Source organism: Leptonema illini DSM 21528, assembly GCF_000243335.1.
Classification (GTDB): Bacteria; Spirochaetota; Leptospiria; order Leptospirales; family Leptonemataceae; genus Leptonema; species Leptonema illini.
This window is the reverse complement of sequence record NZ_JH597773.1, coordinates 3,436,262-3,454,320: the sequence shown is the minus strand read 5'-3', so window position 1 is coordinate 3,454,320 and position 18,059 is coordinate 3,436,262. Positions and strand designations below refer to the sequence as shown.

At 54.6% G+C, this 18,059-nt stretch carries 18 protein-coding genes; 9 read left to right on the top strand and 9 right to left on the bottom strand.

Annotated elements, in window-relative coordinates; all coding sequences use genetic code 11:
- Window positions 1-16: 16 nt before the first annotated feature.
- Genes LEPIL_RS15835 through LEPIL_RS15825 form a run of 3 tightly spaced genes read right to left on the bottom strand, consistent with a single transcriptional unit; the run spans window position 17 to window position 1,987 of the window.
- On the bottom strand, window positions 17-874 hold the full coding sequence (locus LEPIL_RS15835) for a TPM domain-containing protein (protein WP_002773952.1): 858 nt from the start codon (window positions 872-874) through the stop codon (window positions 17-19).
- A 7-nt stretch (window positions 875-881) separates the two neighbouring features.
- Window positions 882-1,376, bottom strand: coding sequence for a TPM domain-containing protein (locus LEPIL_RS15830; protein ID WP_002773948.1), 495 nt, complete (start codon window positions 1,374-1,376; stop codon window positions 882-884).
- Between the two features lie 2 nt (window positions 1,377-1,378).
- Window positions 1,379-1,987, bottom strand: coding sequence for a LemA family protein (locus tag LEPIL_RS15825; RefSeq protein ID WP_002773947.1), 609 nt, complete (start codon window positions 1,985-1,987; stop codon window positions 1,379-1,381).
- A 91-nt stretch (window positions 1,988-2,078) separates the two neighbouring features.
- Between LEPIL_RS15825 and LEPIL_RS15820 the strand changes: the two genes are divergently transcribed.
- Window positions 2,079-2,951 carry a mechanosensitive ion channel family protein gene (locus tag LEPIL_RS15820; protein ID WP_002773946.1) on the top strand — a complete coding sequence of 291 codons (873 nt, stop codon included), beginning with the start codon at window positions 2,079-2,081 and terminating at the stop codon, window positions 2,949-2,951.
- 2 nt (window positions 2,952-2,953) lie between these two features.
- Here the strand turns inward: LEPIL_RS15820 and LEPIL_RS15815 are convergent, their stop codons facing one another.
- Window positions 2,954-3,916 carry a hypothetical protein gene (locus LEPIL_RS15815; protein ID WP_002773945.1) on the bottom strand — a complete coding sequence of 321 codons (963 nt, stop codon included), beginning with the start codon at window positions 3,914-3,916 and terminating at the stop codon, window positions 2,954-2,956.
- A gap of 83 nt (window positions 3,917-3,999) precedes the next feature.
- On the opposite strand from LEPIL_RS15815, the gene LEPIL_RS15810 reads away from it, so the two are divergent.
- Both LEPIL_RS15810 and LEPIL_RS15805 read left to right on the top strand, forming a co-directional pair.
- Entirely contained in the window at window positions 4,000-4,536 is a 537-nt protein-coding gene (locus tag LEPIL_RS15810; RefSeq protein WP_002773940.1) for a lytic transglycosylase domain-containing protein, read from the top strand.
- A 12-nt stretch (window positions 4,537-4,548) separates the two neighbouring features.
- Window positions 4,549-5,175 (top strand): hypothetical protein, encoded by a 627-nt coding sequence (locus tag LEPIL_RS15805; RefSeq protein WP_002773938.1) that lies wholly within the window; start codon window positions 4,549-4,551, stop codon window positions 5,173-5,175.
- 157 nt (window positions 5,176-5,332) lie between these two features.
- Here LEPIL_RS15805 and LEPIL_RS15800 read toward each other — a convergent pair whose 3' ends face one another.
- Entirely contained in the window at window positions 5,333-5,917 is a 585-nt protein-coding gene (locus tag LEPIL_RS15800; RefSeq protein WP_002773936.1) for a lipoprotein LipL21, read from the bottom strand.
- A 257-nt stretch (window positions 5,918-6,174) separates the two neighbouring features.
- Here LEPIL_RS15800 and LEPIL_RS15795 point away from each other — a divergent pair, with 257 nt between their 5' ends.
- The gene (locus LEPIL_RS15795; protein ID WP_143464769.1) at window positions 6,175-7,608 is read left to right on the top strand and encodes a hypothetical protein; all 1,434 of its coding nucleotides are present in this window, start codon (window positions 6,175-6,177) and stop codon (window positions 7,606-7,608) included.
- A 3-nt stretch (window positions 7,609-7,611) separates the two neighbouring features.
- Complete coding sequence (locus LEPIL_RS15790) at window positions 7,612-9,441, top strand: DUF2079 domain-containing protein (RefSeq protein WP_002773933.1); 1,830 nt, start codon at window positions 7,612-7,614, stop codon at window positions 9,439-9,441.
- On the opposite strand, the gene LEPIL_RS22425 is transcribed toward LEPIL_RS15790, so the two are convergent.
- The 3 genes from LEPIL_RS22425 to LEPIL_RS22420 all read right to left on the bottom strand — a co-directional run bounded on the left by LEPIL_RS22425 (window position 9,438) and on the right by LEPIL_RS22420 (window position 12,020).
- Entirely contained in the window at window positions 9,438-9,998 is a 561-nt protein-coding gene (locus tag LEPIL_RS22425) for a TetR/AcrR family transcriptional regulator (protein WP_086004587.1), read from the bottom strand. The two genes, LEPIL_RS15790 and LEPIL_RS22425, sit on opposite strands and share 4 nt — an antisense overlap.
- Window positions 9,999-10,053: 55 nt before the next feature.
- Window positions 10,054-10,986: a UDP-glucuronic acid decarboxylase family protein gene (locus tag LEPIL_RS15780; RefSeq protein WP_002773931.1), complete on the bottom strand. Its 933-nt coding sequence runs from the start codon at window positions 10,984-10,986 to the stop codon at window positions 10,054-10,056.
- 86 nt (window positions 10,987-11,072) lie between these two features.
- Window positions 11,073-12,020, bottom strand: coding sequence for a M50 family metallopeptidase (locus tag LEPIL_RS22420; RefSeq protein WP_002773930.1), 948 nt, complete (start codon window positions 12,018-12,020; stop codon window positions 11,073-11,075).
- A 44-nt stretch (window positions 12,021-12,064) separates the two neighbouring features.
- On the opposite strand from LEPIL_RS22420, the gene LEPIL_RS15770 reads away from it, so the two are divergent.
- The 4 genes from LEPIL_RS15770 (at window position 12,065) to LEPIL_RS15755 (ending at window position 17,320) form a co-directional block, all read left to right on the top strand.
- Entirely contained in the window at window positions 12,065-13,972 is a 1,908-nt protein-coding gene (locus tag LEPIL_RS15770) for a bifunctional tRNA (5-methylaminomethyl-2-thiouridine)(34)-methyltransferase MnmD/FAD-dependent 5-carboxymethylaminomethyl-2-thiouridine(34) oxidoreductase MnmC (protein ID WP_002773929.1), read from the top strand.
- A 71-nt stretch (window positions 13,973-14,043) separates the two neighbouring features.
- A complete protein-coding gene (gene folE2, locus LEPIL_RS15765; protein WP_002773928.1) occupies window positions 14,044-14,970 on the top strand; it encodes a GTP cyclohydrolase FolE2 in 927 nt (308 codons plus the stop codon).
- Window positions 14,971-15,081: 111 nt separating this feature from the next.
- Entirely contained in the window at window positions 15,082-16,674 is a 1,593-nt protein-coding gene (locus tag LEPIL_RS15760) for a methyl-accepting chemotaxis protein (protein ID WP_002773927.1), read from the top strand.
- Window positions 16,675-16,723: 49 nt separating this feature from the next.
- Window positions 16,724-17,320, top strand: a complete 597-nt coding sequence (locus LEPIL_RS15755) for a superoxide dismutase (RefSeq protein ID WP_002773920.1) — start codon at window positions 16,724-16,726, stop codon at window positions 17,318-17,320.
- A 214-nt stretch (window positions 17,321-17,534) separates the two neighbouring features.
- Here LEPIL_RS15755 and LEPIL_RS15750 read toward each other — a convergent pair whose 3' ends face one another.
- A complete protein-coding gene (locus LEPIL_RS15750; protein WP_002773919.1) occupies window positions 17,535-17,921 on the bottom strand; it encodes a hypothetical protein in 387 nt (128 codons plus the stop codon).
- Between the last annotated feature and the right edge of the window lie 138 nt (window positions 17,922-18,059).

The following is an 18,059-nucleotide window of genomic DNA, read 5'->3' as shown; positions in this document are numbered from 1 at the left end:
GAGCCCGATGAACCGCTTACCACGAGCCCGATGATCCACCGCCTCCGAAGCTGCCGCCGCCTCCTGAGAAGCCACCCGAGCTACTGCCCGAGCTGGACCATCCGCCACTGGAGCTGCTGCCTCCGCCGCCACGAAAGCGATACCAGGTCACGCCGATGACGGCTGCCAGAGAGAGAATGAACAGATTGGAGAAAGAGAAGCCCACGAAGAACATCGAAACGATCCACGTGGCAAGGGCTGCCAGTATGACGGCCAGCGGAGTAGGAAGAAACCAGTGCATGACAAAGGAGCTGATGGCCGATCCGAAGAAGAAGCCTCCGCCCAGCGTTCCATCGTCTTCATCAAACGAGGCTTCTGTCGAAGGGGGTGGAAGCTTTTCGCCGTCGATCAGACGCGTCATTGTAGAAACGGCGGCATGAAGGCCGGCGTAAAAGTTACCGTTTCGGAACTCCGGAGCCATCTGCTCGCTGATGATACGCTTTGCCGTGGCGTCGGGGATAACCCCTTCCAGCCCGTAGCCGACTTCGATGCGCATCTTACGATCGTCTTTTGCTACCGTAATCAGGATGCCGTCATCGGTGCCCTTTCGGCCGATCTTCCAGGCCTCAGCCACGCGCATGGAGAAATCCTCGATCACCTCTCCGTCGGTGGTTGAGACCATGAGAATTGCGATCTGGCTTCCTTTGCGGGTTTCCAGTTCGGCTAACTCTTTTTCAAGCAGCTGCACCTCTTCGGTAGAGAGCGCTCCGCTGAGATCGACGACGCGCCCGGTCAGCTCGGGTACGGGAATCTGCGCCATGAGCAGCTGTGGCAGACTCATGATCAGCATGGTAAGAACGGCGGTACGAAAAATACGTCTCAGCAATGGATGCATGATAGACTCACAGGACAGCCGGACGATCGGGCAGTTCGTTGCGATCGACCCGCCCGTCGCGAGGATACAGTTCTTCGAGTTTCTGCGAAACGCTATCGATGCCGCTCAGCGTGCCGTTCAGAAAATCGCCCTTGCGATAGGCCTCTTCTATCTCGCGGCAGATACGCTCAAAGAACTCGGGCCCGGCCGCTCGGTGCACGCCGCGATCGGCAAGGATTTCAATATCGTTATCGGCGAGCAGAAGATAGATGAGTACGCCGTTGTTCTCTTCGGTATCCCATACGCGAAGATTGGAGAACGCTTCGACGGCCTTCTCGCGGGGCGTCTTGCCGGCGATGATTTCGCGGGGATCCAGCGAGGGCTCGACGGCGAATACGATTTCGCCGCGATGCTTCTTTTCAGACGAGGCGATCCTGTCACGGATCGCCAGCATGGAGGCCTCGGGAAAGAGGGATCGAATACGCCACTTGCCCGAAAAGAAATGTTTGATCAGACGCAGCATGGTCAGTTCGAAAAATTCACGGCAGGTGGTTTGGAGATCTGCCCTTCATTTTCTACGGAGAAGTTAGGCTTCGTCTGATAGCCGAATATTTTCGCGGTGATGACGTTCGGGAAGACGCGAATCGTAGTGTTATAAGCTTGCACAGATTCGATATATCGTTTGCGAGCCACTGTAATGCGGTTTTCGGTCCCTTCGATCTGTGCCTGTAAATCGCGGAAGTTTTCGTTCGCTTTCAGATCGGGATAGTTTTCGACGACGACCATCAGTCGTTGAAGGGCGCCGGTCAGTTCTCCCTGAGCGTTCTGGAATTGCTGGAAGGCCTGTGGATTGTTGACGAGCTCGGGAGTTGCCTGAATGGAACCCACACGCGAGCGGGCCTCGGTAACGGCGGTCAGAACCTCTTTTTCATGTTTGGCATAACCTTTGACGACTTCGACAAGGTTCGGGATCAGATCGAAACGGCGCTGATACTGGTTCACTACCTCGGACCAGGCGGCATTCACCTGTTCGTCCTGAACCTGAATCTGATTGTAGCCGCAGTTTGATACTGAGGCCGTGACGAGGAGCAGCCCGGCAATTTTAAGGGCTTTGCGAAGGAATGACTGAGTCATGGCCGCATTCAATCGATTATGGAGAGTTCTGTCAACAGAAAACGCGAGGCTCCTGATTGACGGCGAATCGCTGCCATAGCATTCGGAGATGATGAACGAGCTGTTGACAGGCATCCTATCGGCCCTCTCAGAGAAGGTCGTTTTCCAGAATGTGCTTTATACGTCAGTGCTCGTAGCGGTGATCGTCCTCGCGCGATGGATCGCTCTGCGCTTTTTGCGGCGTCGTCTCAAGGATCGCGTCTCGTTCCGGCACTGGAAGCTGAACACCGGTTATCTTGCCGCTCTTGTCTTTGTGATGATCGCTCTGCCGCTCTGGCTTCCCTCTTTGCAGGGCATTGCCGCCATCATCGGTATCTTTGGCGCAGGTATCCTTATCGTAAACAAAGAGATACTGATGAACATCAGCGGATGGTTTTATGTCGTCGTGCGCAAGCCTTTCGAAGTGGGAAACCGCATTGGAATCATGGACCTGTATGGGGACGTCATCGACATCCGGCTTATGGATTTTACGATTATCGAAACGGCGCATCCGAAGCTGGGAGGGCAGAGTACGGGGCGGGTCGTTCACATCCCGAACTCTGCGCTGCTCACGCAACCGCTATCCAATGCCAGCAAGGAATTCGCCTTCAACTGGAACGAGATACGCGTGCCGGTAACGCTTAAGAGCGATTGGCAGAAGGCGCTCGCTATCATCGAATCGATCGCCGCCGAAAAGCTTGAACGCATCTCTGTCGATGACGAACGACTGAAAAGATCCGAAGACCTTTACCTGATTAAGTTTAACCGAGTTCGACCGATCGTTTACGTCGAGTACAGAGGCGGAGCGGTTCTGTTAACGATCCGCCATCTGTGCGAGCCGAAGAACCGTCGCATCCTGACCGATCAGATCTGGCGCGAGATACTTCTGCGTTTCGCGACAGAGAACGACATACATCTGCACGAACACTATTCGTCAGGAGAATAGCCTCAGCTGTAAGGGTTCGGGCCCGAGGGGAACGAAGGCGGCTTGAAGCGATCATCGTCTCTCGGGATCGGCGTATCGGTATTCGTCGTCGTTGGTGGAGACGTTTGGCCTGAGGGGGGCTGAGCGTCGGTCGCTGACGTTTGCTGCGCGGTGGCAGGTGGGCCGATGGGCTGTCTTGCTACAGGCGAAAGAAGCGGAGCTCCTTCCGGGTAGAGATGATCGAGCAGAGGACCGCAGACGGCTCCTCGAAAGGCGATCATCAAACCGAAGGCCGGAACGACGCCGATACATAGCAGTAAAAAGCCAAGAAAATAGAACACGAAATCGAAGAGCATGTGCTGAAGAGCGATGGCATGTGCGCTTGCCGACGTCGCTTTCCAGGAGACCGAGAAGGCCGACCCGATGCCATGCTGAAAATAGACGATAAGAGGAAACACAAGAATCAGGCGACCCGCGAGATAGTGATAGACGTAGATCATCAAGAGAACGGCGATGATGGTCCCTCCGACAGCCATTGGCAATTCCGCTTCAAAGAGCTGTTCGAGCTCAAGCCCTGTTGATGCCGCCCAGGCGCCCATAGCACCGCCGATCATTGCGAACAGGATGAGCATTCCGAACGAAGCGACCATCAGCAGGAGTCCGAAGCCAAGTACGGGCCCGAATTTCTGGAAACCATCAAAGAGATGTTCCAGCGCTCCCTGTTTGCGGTAGAATCGGTAACCGACAAGCGCCAGCCCGGCCATCAGATGCGGTATTGCGATCAGTCCGACGAAGGAGTTTACGGCAAAGATAGAGATCAGATACCAGAGGATGCCTATGCCACAGAGAGCCCAGAAATTCTCGCCCATCAATCGAAAGGCGCCGGAAAAAATCTCGCCACCCGACAGCGGAAGCGGGCGCACCTGGTCGGCATGAATCGTATCGGCGAGAGAGGCCTGCGAGGGAGCGTATGGATTTTCTGTCATGAAGGGGCATCGTTATCGGTTTTTCATCACGATCAATGAGTTTTTTTCCTTGTGCATTTCAATAATTCTGCCGAGACATAATCATGATTTCGGATCGTATCACGCAGATTGATCAACGCATTCAGGAAATCCACAATCGCTTTCAGCCTCGCCCCGCGGTGGAACCGGCTCTGAACACATCCTCCACATCAGAGTCTGAGAGGGCGGCAGTTTCGCCCGAAAAACCCGTCTTATTCTCGGGTATGCTCGAGCAGCTCATCCAGGAAGAATCGAAGAAGCAGGGCGTCTCTCCCGATCTGGTGCGTGCTGTCGTGAAGGCCGAAAGCAACGGTAATCCGAAGGCCGTCTCGCCGAAAGGCGCTATTGGATTGATGCAGCTCATGCCGCAGACGGCCGAAATGCTGGGCGTTGATCCGCATGATCCGTCCGAGAATCTCGAAGGCGGCATTCGCTTCTTGAAGCAGATGGCCGGTCGATACGGAGATCTTGATCGTACGCTGGCGGCTTATAATGCCGGCCCCGGAGCCGTCGATCGCTTCAAAGGAGTTCCTCCGTTTGAAGAGACGCAGCAGTACATCAAGAAGATCAAAAAAACCTTGAACTCCCTTCAGCAACCGTAGCCTGACAGACTCATGCCTCTCTCTCGAAAGTTGCGATTCCTGATCCCTCTGTTCTTCGTTTTCCTGGCCGGATGTCCGCGCAATCAGGATGATGCCGTGATGCTCCACATCTATCATCGCCTGCATCCCGAGATCGAAGCGGCCGTCGACGGTACAGAGATACCGGCCGCTTTTCTTGCCGCTCTCATTTCGCTTGAGAGCCATCCGCCCGGTAATCGTGATAGTCGGCGCTTTGAGCCAAAGGTATACCAGAGACTTCTTGAAATGAAGAATCAGGGGCGTTCGTTCGGACGCCTGCCCGCTGAAAGGATCCGCATGCTATCAGATGCCGAGCTGCGCGAGCTGGCGACCAGCTACGGTCTGACTCAGATCATGGGGTATCACTGCCTGGATCTGGGATGTTCGATTCAGGATCTATCTGGAGAGTATCATCTTCTCTGGAGTATCGCCTACATGCAACGTCATTATCTGTCGCAGATCGTAAAGAAGGACTGGGAGGCATGTTTTCGCATTCATAACACGGGCCGCGCTGAAGGAACGACGCATCGCAACGATTACGCCGAGAAGGGTCTGCTGAGAATGCAATACTATGCCGAATGGGAAAAGAAGAAAGGCAATCTCTTTGCAGGTTTCTTCTGAACATGGAGCTGGCAGTTTATTGCTCAGTTTGCGTCGATGCCGTTACTCGAAAACTCACAAGAATACTATAAACAAAGCATCTCACGGCCGGAGCGCTTCCAAACAAAAAAGGCGGAGCTTTTCAACTCCGCCTTTTGAAGCAAACATAGAGTCAGGATTATTGAGCCTGAGCCTTCTCAGCCTGCGTTTCGAAAGCCTTCTGTCCGCCGGGGAACTTCATGTAACCGACGCACATACACTGCTCCCAGTTTTCTTTTTCACCGGGTTTAACACAGGCGCCTGTATCGTTGTCGATAGCGCAGCAGTCATATACACCGGCGCCACGGATCAGACCCTGGCTCTGACGAACGATGGCAACGCCAGTCGACTGACCGTCAGATACGCCCGAAGCCTGCTCGAGAAAGTCGCCGATGATTTTCGACAGACCGTCGCCTTTGATCTGCGTGAGAGCAGCGTCGCGGCAGGTTGACATCATCATGGCCAGACGGCCGCTATCGATGGCTCTTTGCGAGGCAGCGGCAGAGAACTTCATATAGAGGTAATCTTTCGGCTTTTCAGCGGTGCAGTATTCTGCAGGGCTCTGGCCTTGTTTTGCAAGCGCAGCATCGGGAGCGCAAGCCCAGCCTTCAAATACCCAGCCGGCTTCACCGACAGTGGTAGCATCCCGGCGGGAGTCGCCACCGCCACACTGGGCCAGGCCGATGGAAAGAGCGATGACACTCAGGGCGAGGATTTTCTTCATGTACTGATCTCCTTGAAATGGACGAAAATGAAGGGCAGCCTTGCGGGCATGATCCCTTCGAATTCTTGGATAGCAGGATGACCTTTACAGTTCAATTATTTTTTATACTCTTCAAGAAAAATCCAGCGAAAGATAATGGGATGTACCGGCTTTTATTATCGGGAAAACAAGTAAACCTTCGTTCTGCGCTTTTTATTTGCCTTTTTTGCATCGGTTGTTCTGGAGCCGCCTCCTTTCAAGAAAGCTTTCTGCCCGGGTTGGATGCGGATGCCTATCTGCTGCCTACCGATCTACTTTTCAGGAAAGACCTTGAAACGGGCAGCTACCGCCTGCCAGGAGATACGCCGTCTGCGCGATTATTCAAAGAGAACTCTCTGAGTATTCCTCTTGTCTTCGACGGTTTCAGTCCGCGCAGCCATTACTATGTTCCCGTTCCCTGCAATTTGAGAGAGGATCTCATTCCCGAGAAAGAGTCCGATACGCTGTTTCTGTACGACATGAGTTATCGTCGGCGTGTTCCTATCACTGTTCGTTATCGTAACGCACAGAACTGCGGATTGATCGTTCGCCCGCGCATGCCGCTGGATATGGACCGAACGTATGCGCTTGTGCTTTTGAATTCATATATCTGGCAGGATCGACTGCATCAACCGAGCAGTCTTGGAAGGCTTTTTGATCGCCTGCGCAAAGAGCGAGATGACACACCGGAACTGGAAGCCATGGCAGCGAATTTCGGCCTGCGTGCGCGTGAAACGCGGCTGGTCCTTGATCAATTGCGGGCCGACGGCATAGCGCCTTCGCGAATCCTGCGACTAGGTATCGCCGTTGTGCGCAGCGCAGGCGGAATGTACGGGCCGTATTTCGCCATGCTGCGCCGGTATCAGATTGAAGAACATGCCGAGATCGATTCCGTCAAAAGGCTCGGTCCGGGGTTATACAGCTTCCAGATAGAGCTGCGGGAGGCATGTTCGGGAACGCCCTGCCGTTTGAATCCTGTAGCCGGTCCGGGCATTCTGGCGCCTCCTTCGGCGGGATCGGGATCAAAGGTGGAGCGCGAGGTCTTGATCCGCTTTCCACAAAAGCCTGCCCGTACGGTCATGTGGATGGAAGATGCGGAGTCGAATCCGGAACGCAACAGAGTGCTTTTTGATATGCGTATCTTTTCGCAGGTTTCTGAAGATGCTTCGGTGGCCCTTGCCATGTTTCTACGCCCTCGTGGCCGCGATGTGAATGAGCGTCTTGCGTCTATTATCGAGAAGAATGCCGTTTCCAGGCTTCTGCAATCCTACTCTATAGAAGAACTTCGTTCCTGTGCAGAGCAGCGTCACTGTAAGCTACAGCACCGCCCTGTGCGTCGGCCGCTACTGCAGCTCTGCCTGACTGACGGCGATTGTGCCGCTTCGGCCGCCCTTGATCCCGAGGTCAGCGCCGTCATTCTGCCCGTCGTCGATGATGGCCTGCCCGGAGCCGCTTTTGAAAACGGTCGACTGCCTGCAAGAAACCATATCCTTGCCAGCTATGCTCGCGATCTTCGCGAAGATATCCTTTCCCTGGATATGAGCCGGCAGATGATGAAGTCAAAGAGGCTTCCTTACATCGACAAAAAGATGCACGTCACTGAAAATCTTTTCAATCGCAGGCAATACGAAAGTCTGATGGAATTCATAAACGGGTCGATGGATAGCAGGTAAGATATGAAAGAACGAAGACAGGAGAATTCTCTGTTTCCCGTTACGGGTAGGCAGTCCTTCGTGGCAGCGCTGGCCGCACTGGCCCTCGCCCTTCCTTCGATCGGAGCCCTGCTCTGCAAAAAGACCGTGATGGATGCGAACTTTCTGATCGGAGCGGATCGTCCTCTCTGTCAGGGCGGGGTGATCGGTTCCATCGTGCTGCTTGTTATGGCTCTCGCCTTCGTGCTGTGGCAGTGGAAAGTAAATGGAAGAGAAACAGAAAGGGAAATCGAGAGAGCGGCAGACAGCGAAAAAGCGAATGCGTTTCGAAGGTTCACTGCAAGTCCCGACCGAGTCGCTTTATGGATGTCTGTGGCGTCTATTGGCATTTTCGGCCTTTACCTGTTTCTGTTCACCGTTTCGGTCGATCGAGCCCTGTTAAGCGCCGATCAGGATGTGACGAACGTTTCGACGGCCATAGCGAAAACGACGATCACCGATATACTTCCCTCGCCCTACGTCGCAGCCGGATCTTCGCGCAGCTTTCTTGCCCATCACTTCTCGCCGTCGTTACTTCTCTATGTGCCGTTTTATAAGATGGCCATGGTACTTTCGACCGATGTGAATCATAACTTCTACAATATCATGCTCTTCGTCACGCTTCTTGCGGGCTTCTTTTTATGGCTTTACTACGCCTATCGTTCGTTGCCGACGCTTCGCTGGTTGCTGCCCGTTGCGATGATTCCGATTCTGCACAGCTTTCTGTTGTACAGGCAGATACTTTCGTTTCATTTTGAGGTTCTTGCTATTCCGCTGATGGCTCTTCTTCTGCTATCGCTGCGTCTGCACGGGCGTGAAGACATTCCCCGACGCGCCGTCTGGCTGCGTCAATCCTGGCCTCTGATTGCCATGCTCTTTGCCGGCATCAAAGAGGATATGGGCGTTTATCTGGGATTGTTTGCTGGCGTTTTCTTTTTTTTCGAGATCGTAGACGAATGGAAGAAAGAGAAGCAGAGCATACTTCGCGTGTTTCTCGAACGCATGAAGCATTCCGTTTACTTCCGTCTTGGCCTGCTTGCCTTCGTGTGGACGATCGTCGCCATGATCGGTCGCCTGTGGATTGCAGGCGATGGGGCCCCGGGCTGGGAAAGCTACTGGAATGTGCAACAATATGCCGAACGTTATCCGCAGTTCCGTAAAACGCCCTATACTTACATCTGGATTCTTCTCTCATCGGGAATATGGCTCTTCTTCTCGTTACGCAGCACCGTGCTTGTCCTCCTCGTCCTGTCTCTGCACATGATTTCGGGTATGCCGTGGCATGCCTTACTGGAAAGCCATTACTCTTATACGATCCTGCCTTTTATTTTTGCCGGGAGCATTCGCGGCCTTGCGAATATCGCCCGGCTTGCAGAAGAGCGGCGCTTCACCGTGCGCCCGGCGCTGCTGCTCGTATTTATCGGGGCTCTCGTCGCCGATTATGCTCTGCTGCGAGATCGGAATCATCCGTATTCGCTGTTCGCGAAACATCAGGCCTTTGACGCAATCGACGAGACCGTGAAGCTCATACCGGCTGATGCATGCGTTCAGAGCAGCTTTCACGTCTCGGCCCTTGTGCCGCTGCGGGCCCGACCCATCCCCTTTACATTTTATGAAGGCTCGCCGTTTGAAAAAAGTATGCCCGGCGGTGTGCGCCTGCATCTCTATGATCGAGAATCGGGGGAATGCAAAGAGCTCTACCGTCTGTTCTACGGAACGCTGACGGGAGAGCTGAAGGCAGAGATGGATAGAGAGGGAACGATCCTTACCGAAACGCCCGGGGTTATTCTGCTCTGGAGATGGGATCCCGACTAACGAAAGGCCGGTGAGTGATCGAGCAGTTCGAGAAATCGCTCGATACCGGTTTTCATAATGCGTCGATTGGATGACAGATACGACGAATAGATGAGCCCGGCCAGATAGGTCATGAGCAGCTGGGCGTCTTCCATATTGATCTCAAGATGTTCGCTGATCAGGCGCAGGTAAGAGCGGGCCCATTCAAAGATCATACGTTCGGCCCTGATGGGCACCGTATTGCGCATGAGATCGACGCTGAGCACGATCTGCTTCTGCACGAGCGATGGATCGCTGATGGCGCTGTCGACGACGACCTGCATCTTTTCACGTCGTCCTGTGACCTCGTTCAATCTCTGCTCGAGCTCGCCAAGCGACCGGTCGTTTACCATTTGAAACATGGCTTCGAACAGCGCGTTTTTTGAGGGGAAGTAATAATAGAGAGACCCGACGGACACGTTAAGCCCGGCCGCTATCTCCTTCAGCGTGAGGGCAGAATAACCCTTGGCAAAGAAGATATCGACGCACTTTTCGAGAATCTCTTTTTTGTATTTCTCGTGATCGACGATTTTGGGCATGCAGAGCCAGATCAGCGACCCCCCGCTGATTTTGAAGTGAAATTTTATATAATAATTATATAATTTTTCGAAAATATTCGATCGTACGAACGAGACCTTCACGTAAGGGTACGGTAGGCGCATAGCCGATCTTTTCCCGTGCCAGGCCGAGATCGGGCCTGCGCTTGATCGGATCGTCTTGCGGAAGCGGCAGATACGTGATCTTCGATTTCGATCCGGTCAGTTCGAGCACCATCTCGGCCAGCTCCTTGACCGTGAACTCGCCGTCGTTACCCAGGTTCATCGGTCCGGTGAAGCCGTCGACTTCCATCAGGCCGATGATGCCTCGTACAAGATCGTCCACGTAGCAGAAGGAGCGCGTCTGCGATCCATCACCGTAGATTGTCAGCTCTTCGCCTTTTAACGCCTGAACGATAAAATTCGAGACGACACGCCCGTCGTTCGGATCCATACGCGGCCCATACGTATTGAAGATACGCACGACTCGAATCTCGGTGCCGTACTGCCGCTCATAGTCGAAGAACAGCGTTTCGGCCGCTCTTTTGCCTTCGTCGTAGCAGGCCCTGATGCCGATGGGATTCACGTTGCCGCGGTAGGATTCCGTCTGCGGATGAATCTCAGGATCGCCATAGACCTCAGATGTGGAGGCCTGCAGAATGCGCGCCTTCGTACGCCGGGCCTCTTCAAGAAGATGCATGGCGCCGAGCACCGACGTCTTCATCGTCTTGATCGGATCAAACTGATAATGCACGGGGCTGGCCGGACAGGCCATGTTGTAGATCATATCGGCCTCAATACTCAGAGGCGAAGTAATATCATGGCGGATGATCTCGAAGCGATCATTCGAGAGAAGATGCGCTACATTCTGGCGATGTCCGGTGAAAAAGTTATCCAGACAGATGACATGATGACCGCGGGAAAGCAGAGTTTCGCAGAGGTGCGAGCCGATGAATCCGGCCCCGCCGGTGATCAGTATCCGTTTTTGCATGGGGGGAGTTTTTTCGTAACGCCCGTGAGGGCAAGCAGAATGGCCTCGGTCGATTGGGCGGGCCATTCCGAAATCCGACTCGTCGGTTACTTCTTCATCTGAGCGACCATCTGACGGATCTCATCCAGCTCATCGGCGTTCCAGCCCGGAGGTGCGGAGTCTGCCACAGAAGTGTTGGAAGGAACGGGGCCAGGCGCGGTAGCAACTCCCTGTGCTGCGAAGTCAGGGGGCAATGCACCGGGCGGAGAAGGCGGGGCAGCATCCGGTTGAGGGGCGCCGGGTGTCTCCATAGGGATGTCGGTGGAGCCGGCTCCGGCATCGGGCGACAATGCGGGCTCTTGAGGCGCGGACTGCGACTCAGAGGCGCCGTGCAGCGCGGCCGAGCGCAGAGTGAGCGCCACGACGAGCACGATGCAGATCGTCCAGGCGACCGAGATCGGTCCGATCCAGGCATCGGCGCTCTGCAATCCGCGGCTCTCAAGATAGCGCGCAAGGATGGCCGCATCGGTGGCCTGCGGTCGCTGAAAATCGTACAGATCGAAAAGGCTGTAAAACACGAAAAGGCTGCCCAGAACGACAAGTCCTTTGCCCGAAGCGTCGCGACCGAGAAAAAGCAGCACAAGCGCAAGCAGAGATGTAAGAAGGCCTGTAAGATAGGCCGTTGATCCGGGATCGGTAAACAGATAGCTCATGTAGAAAAGAAGAAGCGTGAAGATACCGAGCGTCGTTCGTTCCCACGATCGTTGCAGGCCGGATCGCAGAAGCATCGCTCCTGTCCAGGCGGTGCCGATATAGCCCGCCGAAACACTCAAGAGAAAGGCGAGAAACTGTAGATGGCCGGTAACGAGCGTTTCACCCGATTCGTCGGCATGAATGCGGATCGTATCAAGACGCACACCGCCCGCCATGGCCGAAAGCCCGTGCCACATCTCATGAACGAGAACGACAAGCAGGCGAGCCGGCTTGATCAGCAAAGAGTCCCAGCCGAGCGCAATGGCGACAAAGCTGACGGCGATCAGATAATAGCGCGCCACAGAAAAAGTATCGGCAGCACGGGCCGATTTCGAGAACTGAAAATATGGCCCTTCGCTCCACGCTCTATGACGACATCTATTTCTCGCCCGAGGATGGAGTGGCCGAGTCAGAGTACGTCTATATCAAAGGCAATCATCTGCCCGATCGTTTTCGCGCAATCGGCCGGAGGCCTTTTGTTGTCGGTGAGCTTGGCTTTGGCGCCGGTCTGAACTTCCTGCTCACCGTGCGTGCCTTTCTCGAGAATGCTCCGGCTCATGCGCAGCTACAGTACTTCAGCGTCGAGAAGCATCCTCTTGCGATCGCCAATATCGACGATGCTCTTGCTCTTCTACAGCTTGCCGATCTGCGAAAGCAGCTGTTAAAGGTTCTGCGTGCCTCTTCCTGGACTCTGCCTGGCTTTCATACGATCTTTTTTCATGAACGTGTTCGCCTGACACTGTTAACCGGCGAGGCTGAAGAGATGCTCGGGTCGCTGGCCGGAGGAACGGTCGACGCATGGTTTGCCGACGGCTTTTCGCCGGCAAAGAATCCGGCCATGTGGACCGACGAAGTCTTTTTTCATGTGGGACGTCTTTCCAGGCCGGGCACGACCATTTCAACGTTCAGCTCGGCGGGCGCCGTGCGACGCAGCATGGAGCAACATGGCTTTCACGTAGAGAAGGTGCCCGGTTTCGGCAGCAAGCGCGAGATGGTCGTCGGTCGTTTCACTGATCGTAGTGCGAGCAGCGAAGCAGCTAACGATTCGCCGCACTCCGCTACGCAGAGCATGCCTGAACCGGAAAAAGTGCCGCATGCCATCGTCATCGGCGGCGGCCTTGCCGGATTAACGACGTCGCTTGCTCTTTTGCGTCGCGGATGGAGCGTCGAGCTGCGCGAGAAGCTCGCTGCAACGGGAAGCGCGAGTTCGGGTAACCCCGCCGGGCTTTTTATGCCTTATCTAACGGCGCAGCCGACGACGATCAGCCGGTTTACGCTGCGTGCCTGCGAGACGCTCGCCTCGTCCTTTCCTGTATTCGGCGCAGGCGATCTGCTGCACAGAACAGGAATCGTGCGACGCATCGGCGCCGGAGCTGACGGCAATACAGACATTGATACGGAACTTGAAGAGCGCATCGAAAAGGCCAGCCAGGCACATGGCCTGCCTGCTTCGTTTATGAGGCGTGTCGATCGCAAGAGCTATCTCATGCGCAAGGCAGGCTGGACGGAACCGGCCGCATTATGCAAGAGCATAACCGATTTGCTTTTGAGTCACGGCGATCGGTTCCGGTTAACCCTGAACGAGCGATGTGATCGGATTCCCGAGAATGACGACGGGGCCGATGCCGTCATCGTGGCATCGGGAACGGGCCTTGCCGGCTTTAAAGAGACGGCCTTTCTACCTATCAAGGCGGTGCGCGGTCAGCTCTTTGTCTGTGAGGCAGAGAAGGCAGAGCGTTATCTGAGCCCGACCGTGAAGCGATTGCCGCGCAGGCCGGCCGTATTCGAGAACTATGTGATCCCCGATCCGAAGGGATGGGTTTTTGGAGCCACGTTTGAGCCTTATAGCGAGAACCCTGAACGAGATCCTGCCTCTGACGAACGCCTTCTCGCTCAGATCGCCGAGCAGTTTCCCGAGATCGGCGTTCCTATGAAAGAAGACGGCTTTAAGCCCGTACATGGTCGCGTCGGATTTCGTTCTCAGGCGAAGGATTATGTTCCCGTAATCGGTCCGCTGCCCGATTACGAAAAGGCCCTGTCGCTGTTAAAATCCGACATGGCGGCGACTGTGCCCGTTCACGACCGTATATTTGTCCAGGGTGGATTCGGATCGCGGGGAGTGATGAGCTCGATGCTTGCCGCTGAGATTCTTGCCGCTCATATCAATCAAGAGATGTATCCGGTCGAAGGCGATCTTGTCGAGGAGCTTCTGCCGCATCGCTTTGTGCGAAGAGATGCAAGAAGCCAGAAGTAGCCTTTTTTTGTGGTCAGCAGCCGGGTGTACGTTATCCTGAACAGGTTGGCGCCCGGCGCAAGAGGATGAAGATGACACCTAAAGAACTGGCAAGTTTGCGAGAGAGCTTTCCCATTCAGGACGAATCCGGCCTGAATGATTTTCAGAAGCTGCCCGACGAAACGGGAATCGCCATCGAAGAGGTGGGCATCAATCGCTTTCGTGTTCCTCTGAACTATCGCCATGCCGACGGCTCGGTCATGAATCATGACACCGAGGCGACGATGTCGGTGCGGTTGCGTGCAGGCAAAACGGGCATCAACATGAGCCGCCTCTGTCTCATTTTACAGGATGAAGGCAACAAAGACACGGTGCGCTCGCAGATGATTCACCGATTGCTCGGTCGCTTTCAAACAGAGATGCGCGATGAGCCCGACGAAGATCCGTTTGAAGAGGCGCACGTCAGGCTTGATTTTTCGTATCCGGTTCGGCAGCAATCCCTGAAAAGCGACAACAGCGGATGGCAGTATTATCGCAGCTTCATCGAAGGGCGCAAGATCGGCAACGAAGTGAAACTCTATTTCGGCCTTCAATACGAGTACTCTTCTACGTGTCCGTGTTCGCTTTCTCTCGCGCATCAGTACGAAGACGAGTACCGTCGCGGACTGACGACCGAGGGCAACGGCATCGCGGCGGCGCATGCACAGCGTTCCGTGGCGCGGGTGACCGTCGAGGTCGATCCCGAAGAAAACTTCTATCTCGAAGAGCTGGTTCAGATCCTGCGTGGCGCCATCCCCACAGAGACGCAGGTGCTTGTGAAGCGCGTTGATGAACAGGCGTTCGCTATTTTGAACGGATCGCATCCGATCTTTGTCGAACATGTCGCTCGCAAGCTCTACCAGACGCTGAACAACGATGAGCGCATCCTCGACTGGTCGGCCGAGGTCGAGCATCAGGAATCTCTGCACAGCCACAATGCGAGGGCGCGCATCCGCAAAGGCCTGCCTGGCGGGCTTTAAGACCGGCCCAAAGAGCACCTGCTTGCCTTTACAGGGCAACCAATCCTGAGAATTTCTCTGAACGGCGTTTTCTTATTTACGGCGGAAGCGGCTTTTGCCGTCCTCTAATATATGTCGCAGCAGCTGTACTTCCAGAAGATCTGGAAGCTTGGAATCGTGACCGTAAACTGGATTCGATTTGGCCTCATCCTCCTCTATTCTCTGACCATCATCGGAACTCTGAAATCGGCCCACACTGCGATGACGCTCGGCTATATCGTCGCCGTCGCCTTTATGGCCGTCTATGCCCTCATCACGTATTTCGTTTTGCGTAAAGGTCTGCTCATCGGTTGGTACAATCGCCTCGGCATCATCGTCGACGCCCTTGCCATCGGCGGTGTGATTCTTCTTGGCTCTTTCTTGAAAGAGCAGGCCGGATCGCAGCTGACGAACTCTATCCTCTACATCATCGTCGTCTTTGTTATCGTCTACTCCGCCTTTATCGGATCTCCGCGTTTTACTATACTTACGGGGGCTTTGCTTGCTCTGATCGTGGCGGCGACGCTTCTTATCTCGCATTATTATTCGGGCGTCGTATTCACCAATGATGCGTCGAAGCTGAAGCTGCCGAATCATCATTCGCTTTCGCGAGAAGGATTCAAGGTTATCTTCATCTTCGCCGCCTCGCTCATCGTATCGCGCCTTCTCGGTCTGCTGCTTCGTCTGAAAGGCGAAACCGAGCATCTTTATGATAACGCAAGGAACCTGATCCGTCGCATCGAGCATCAGCGAACGGCCATCGAAGACAGCGCGAAGCATCTGAACGAATCGATCGAGGATTTTCAGAGCTATATTCAGCGCATCACCGATCGCATGAACGAACAGGCTGCCGCTCTGGAACAGATGAATGCGGCTCTTGAAGAGCTGGGCGCCGCTTCGCGCAGCTCGCATGAATCGGTGCAGAAGCAGAAATCCGACATCAGAGGGCTGACGGACGACTCCGAAAAGATGAAAGGCATGATGAGCGACCTCTCTGCGAAGAACTGGCAGATGCTCGATCATACGCAGAGCACACAGACGAGCATGGAATCCGTTACCGGATCCGTAGCGAATACGCGGCGCATTCTCGAAAAGATCGAAGGCGCCTTCAAGGACGTCGATGAAATCAACAAGATCATGGGCGAGATCGCCGACAAGACGAACCTGCTTGCTCTGAACGCCTCGATCGAGGCCGCTCGTGCCGGCGATGCGGGGCGCGGCTTTGCCGTCGTCGCCAACGAGGTCAGCCGACTTGCCGAGTTCACCGCCGATAACGCAAAAAAGATTTCGATCATTGTGCGCGGCGCCGGCGGCCTGCTTTCAGAAAGCCGCGACGCCTCGCGCCTCACCGAAGAGCTGGCCGGCAGCCAGCTCGGACAGGTAAAAGAGATGGGCGCCGTCATCGGAACGGTCTCGGAGCTTTACAGCAGCTACGAAGGACTGAACTCGGCCTTGATTAACCGCATCGCGCAGATCAACGAATACTCGACGCGGGTTTTTGAAGGCATCGAGGAGCAGCTGAAAGGCCAGACCGAGATCTCTCGCACCATGGAAACCTTCGAGAAAGACATCCAGCGCATCATGGAAGATTCGACCATGCTGCGAGACCGCATCAAGACCATCCGCGGACAGGCCGACCGTCTGCTCTCATTGAGCTCTCGCGGCGATCAAGCGGCGGTCGAATGATCAGGAAAATCAATTGACTGCTTGTGCAATTGAGTCTTAATTACAGCCTATGGCACTGACATTACCGGAACTCCCGTATAACAAAAAGGCTCTGGAGCCGCATATCTCCGAGCGCACACTCGAATTTCACCACGGCAAACACCACGCAGCCTACGTAACCAACGGCAACAAGCTGCTTGAAGGCACGGCGCTTGAGAAGGCCGATATCGAAACGATCATCAAAGAATCCTATGGCGACGCCGCGAAAGTCGGTATTTTCAACAATGCCGCCCAGGTATGGAATCATACCTTCTACTGGAACTCCATGAAGCCGAACGGCGGCGGAGCTCCGACGGGCGCCATTGCTGCGAAAATCGACGCAGACTTCGGCGGCTTCGACAAATTCAAAGAGGCCTTCAAGACGGCGGCGACGACGCAATTCGGTTCGGGCTGGGCATGGCTCGTGCTCGACGGCGGCAAGCTGAAGATCGAGAAGACGCCGAACGCCGAGCTTCCTCTGGTGAAAGGGCAGAAGGCCATCCTCACGTGTGACGTGTGGGAGCATGCCTACTACCTCGACTTCCAGAACCGTCGTCCGGACTATGTCGACATCTTCCTCGGCAACCTGGTAAACTGGGATTTCGCGAATAAGAATCTCGAAGGCTGAGAGGCCGGGGATTGCAGATCGGTCGTTGCGGTTTTTTCTGTGATCGAGGCGATTCAGTAATTGAGCGATTCTGTACAACGAACGAAAAACCCCGCCTTGCTGCGGGGTTTTTTATTGGAAGCAGTGTGCGGTGTTTACTGGCGCGTTGCCTCGACTCTTAAAAGAGAAGACCCTCCGAAGAGGGTCTTGCGGGTGTGGTCAACACTCGGTGCAGTTATTTAGAGCACTGCAGGTAGGTGCCCTGACTGGTACAGCTTGTATAGCCGTTGCTGACGCACAGGTTATCTGCCGTGTTTACCGAGGTTGCTCCCGTACTGGTGCTGAAAATGGCATTGAAGCCATAGGTCGTTATCAATAGAGAACAGGACGATTCAGGGTAGTTCGTCGTACAGAGGGACGTCCCACCGCTGCTGGTGATGCATGAACCGAGAGTGGCGCTTCCTGCAGTCGGAGCTGCCCAGGTGCCAACGGTGGGCCCACTTGATCCGGTTAAGAGAAGGCCGGCCAGCAGCAATGAATCGTCATCGTCTTTCTTGTCGGCACAGGCAGATGCAAAGCCAACAAGGGCAAACAACGCAAGAATAAGAGTGGTTTTTTTCATATATGGATCCTCCAAAAAGGTTTTAGTTTTGTAAGAAAAGCCACAGAGTAATCCACGAATCCATGGCCTGAAGCGATCCGATACTCTGTTTCAATTCTGTCAATCATTGCAGAATCTTAACAAAAAAAATTAAAAAAC

Bases quoted from the DNA above. Each gene is read 5' to 3' on its own strand.
- LEPIL_RS15835 (WP_002773952.1), bottom strand. From the start codon at position 874: ATGCATCCATTGCTGAGACGTATTTTTCGTACCGCCGTTCTTACCATG.
- LEPIL_RS15830 (WP_002773948.1), bottom strand. From the start codon at position 1,376: ATGCTGCGTCTGATCAAACATTTCTTTTCGGGCAAGTGGCGTATTCGA.
- LEPIL_RS15825 (WP_002773947.1), bottom strand. From the start codon at position 1,987: ATGACTCAGTCATTCCTTCGCAAAGCCCTTAAAATTGCCGGGCTGCTC.
- LEPIL_RS15820 (WP_002773946.1), top strand. From the start codon at position 2,079: ATGAACGAGCTGTTGACAGGCATCCTATCGGCCCTCTCAGAGAAGGTC.
- LEPIL_RS15815 (WP_002773945.1), bottom strand. From the start codon at position 3,916: ATGACAGAAAATCCATACGCTCCCTCGCAGGCCTCTCTCGCCGATACG.
- LEPIL_RS15810 (WP_002773940.1), top strand. From the start codon at position 4,000: ATGATTTCGGATCGTATCACGCAGATTGATCAACGCATTCAGGAAATC.
- LEPIL_RS15805 (WP_002773938.1), top strand. From the start codon at position 4,549: ATGCCTCTCTCTCGAAAGTTGCGATTCCTGATCCCTCTGTTCTTCGTT.
- LEPIL_RS15800 (WP_002773936.1), bottom strand. From the start codon at position 5,917: ATGAAGAAAATCCTCGCCCTGAGTGTCATCGCTCTTTCCATCGGCCTG.
- LEPIL_RS15790 (WP_002773933.1), top strand. From the start codon at position 7,612: ATGAAAGAACGAAGACAGGAGAATTCTCTGTTTCCCGTTACGGGTAGG.
- LEPIL_RS22425 (WP_086004587.1), bottom strand. From the start codon at position 9,998: ATGCCCAAAATCGTCGATCACGAGAAATACAAAAAAGAGATTCTCGAA.
- LEPIL_RS15780 (WP_002773931.1), bottom strand. From the start codon at position 10,986: ATGCAAAAACGGATACTGATCACCGGCGGGGCCGGATTCATCGGCTCG.
- LEPIL_RS15770 (WP_002773929.1), top strand. From the start codon at position 12,065: ATGGCCCTTCGCTCCACGCTCTATGACGACATCTATTTCTCGCCCGAG.
- folE2 (WP_002773928.1), top strand. From the start codon at position 14,044: ATGACACCTAAAGAACTGGCAAGTTTGCGAGAGAGCTTTCCCATTCAG.
- LEPIL_RS15760 (WP_002773927.1), top strand. From the start codon at position 15,082: ATGTCGCAGCAGCTGTACTTCCAGAAGATCTGGAAGCTTGGAATCGTG.
- LEPIL_RS15755 (WP_002773920.1), top strand. From the start codon at position 16,724: ATGGCACTGACATTACCGGAACTCCCGTATAACAAAAAGGCTCTGGAG.
- LEPIL_RS15750 (WP_002773919.1), bottom strand. From the start codon at position 17,921: ATGAAAAAAACCACTCTTATTCTTGCGTTGTTTGCCCTTGTTGGCTTT.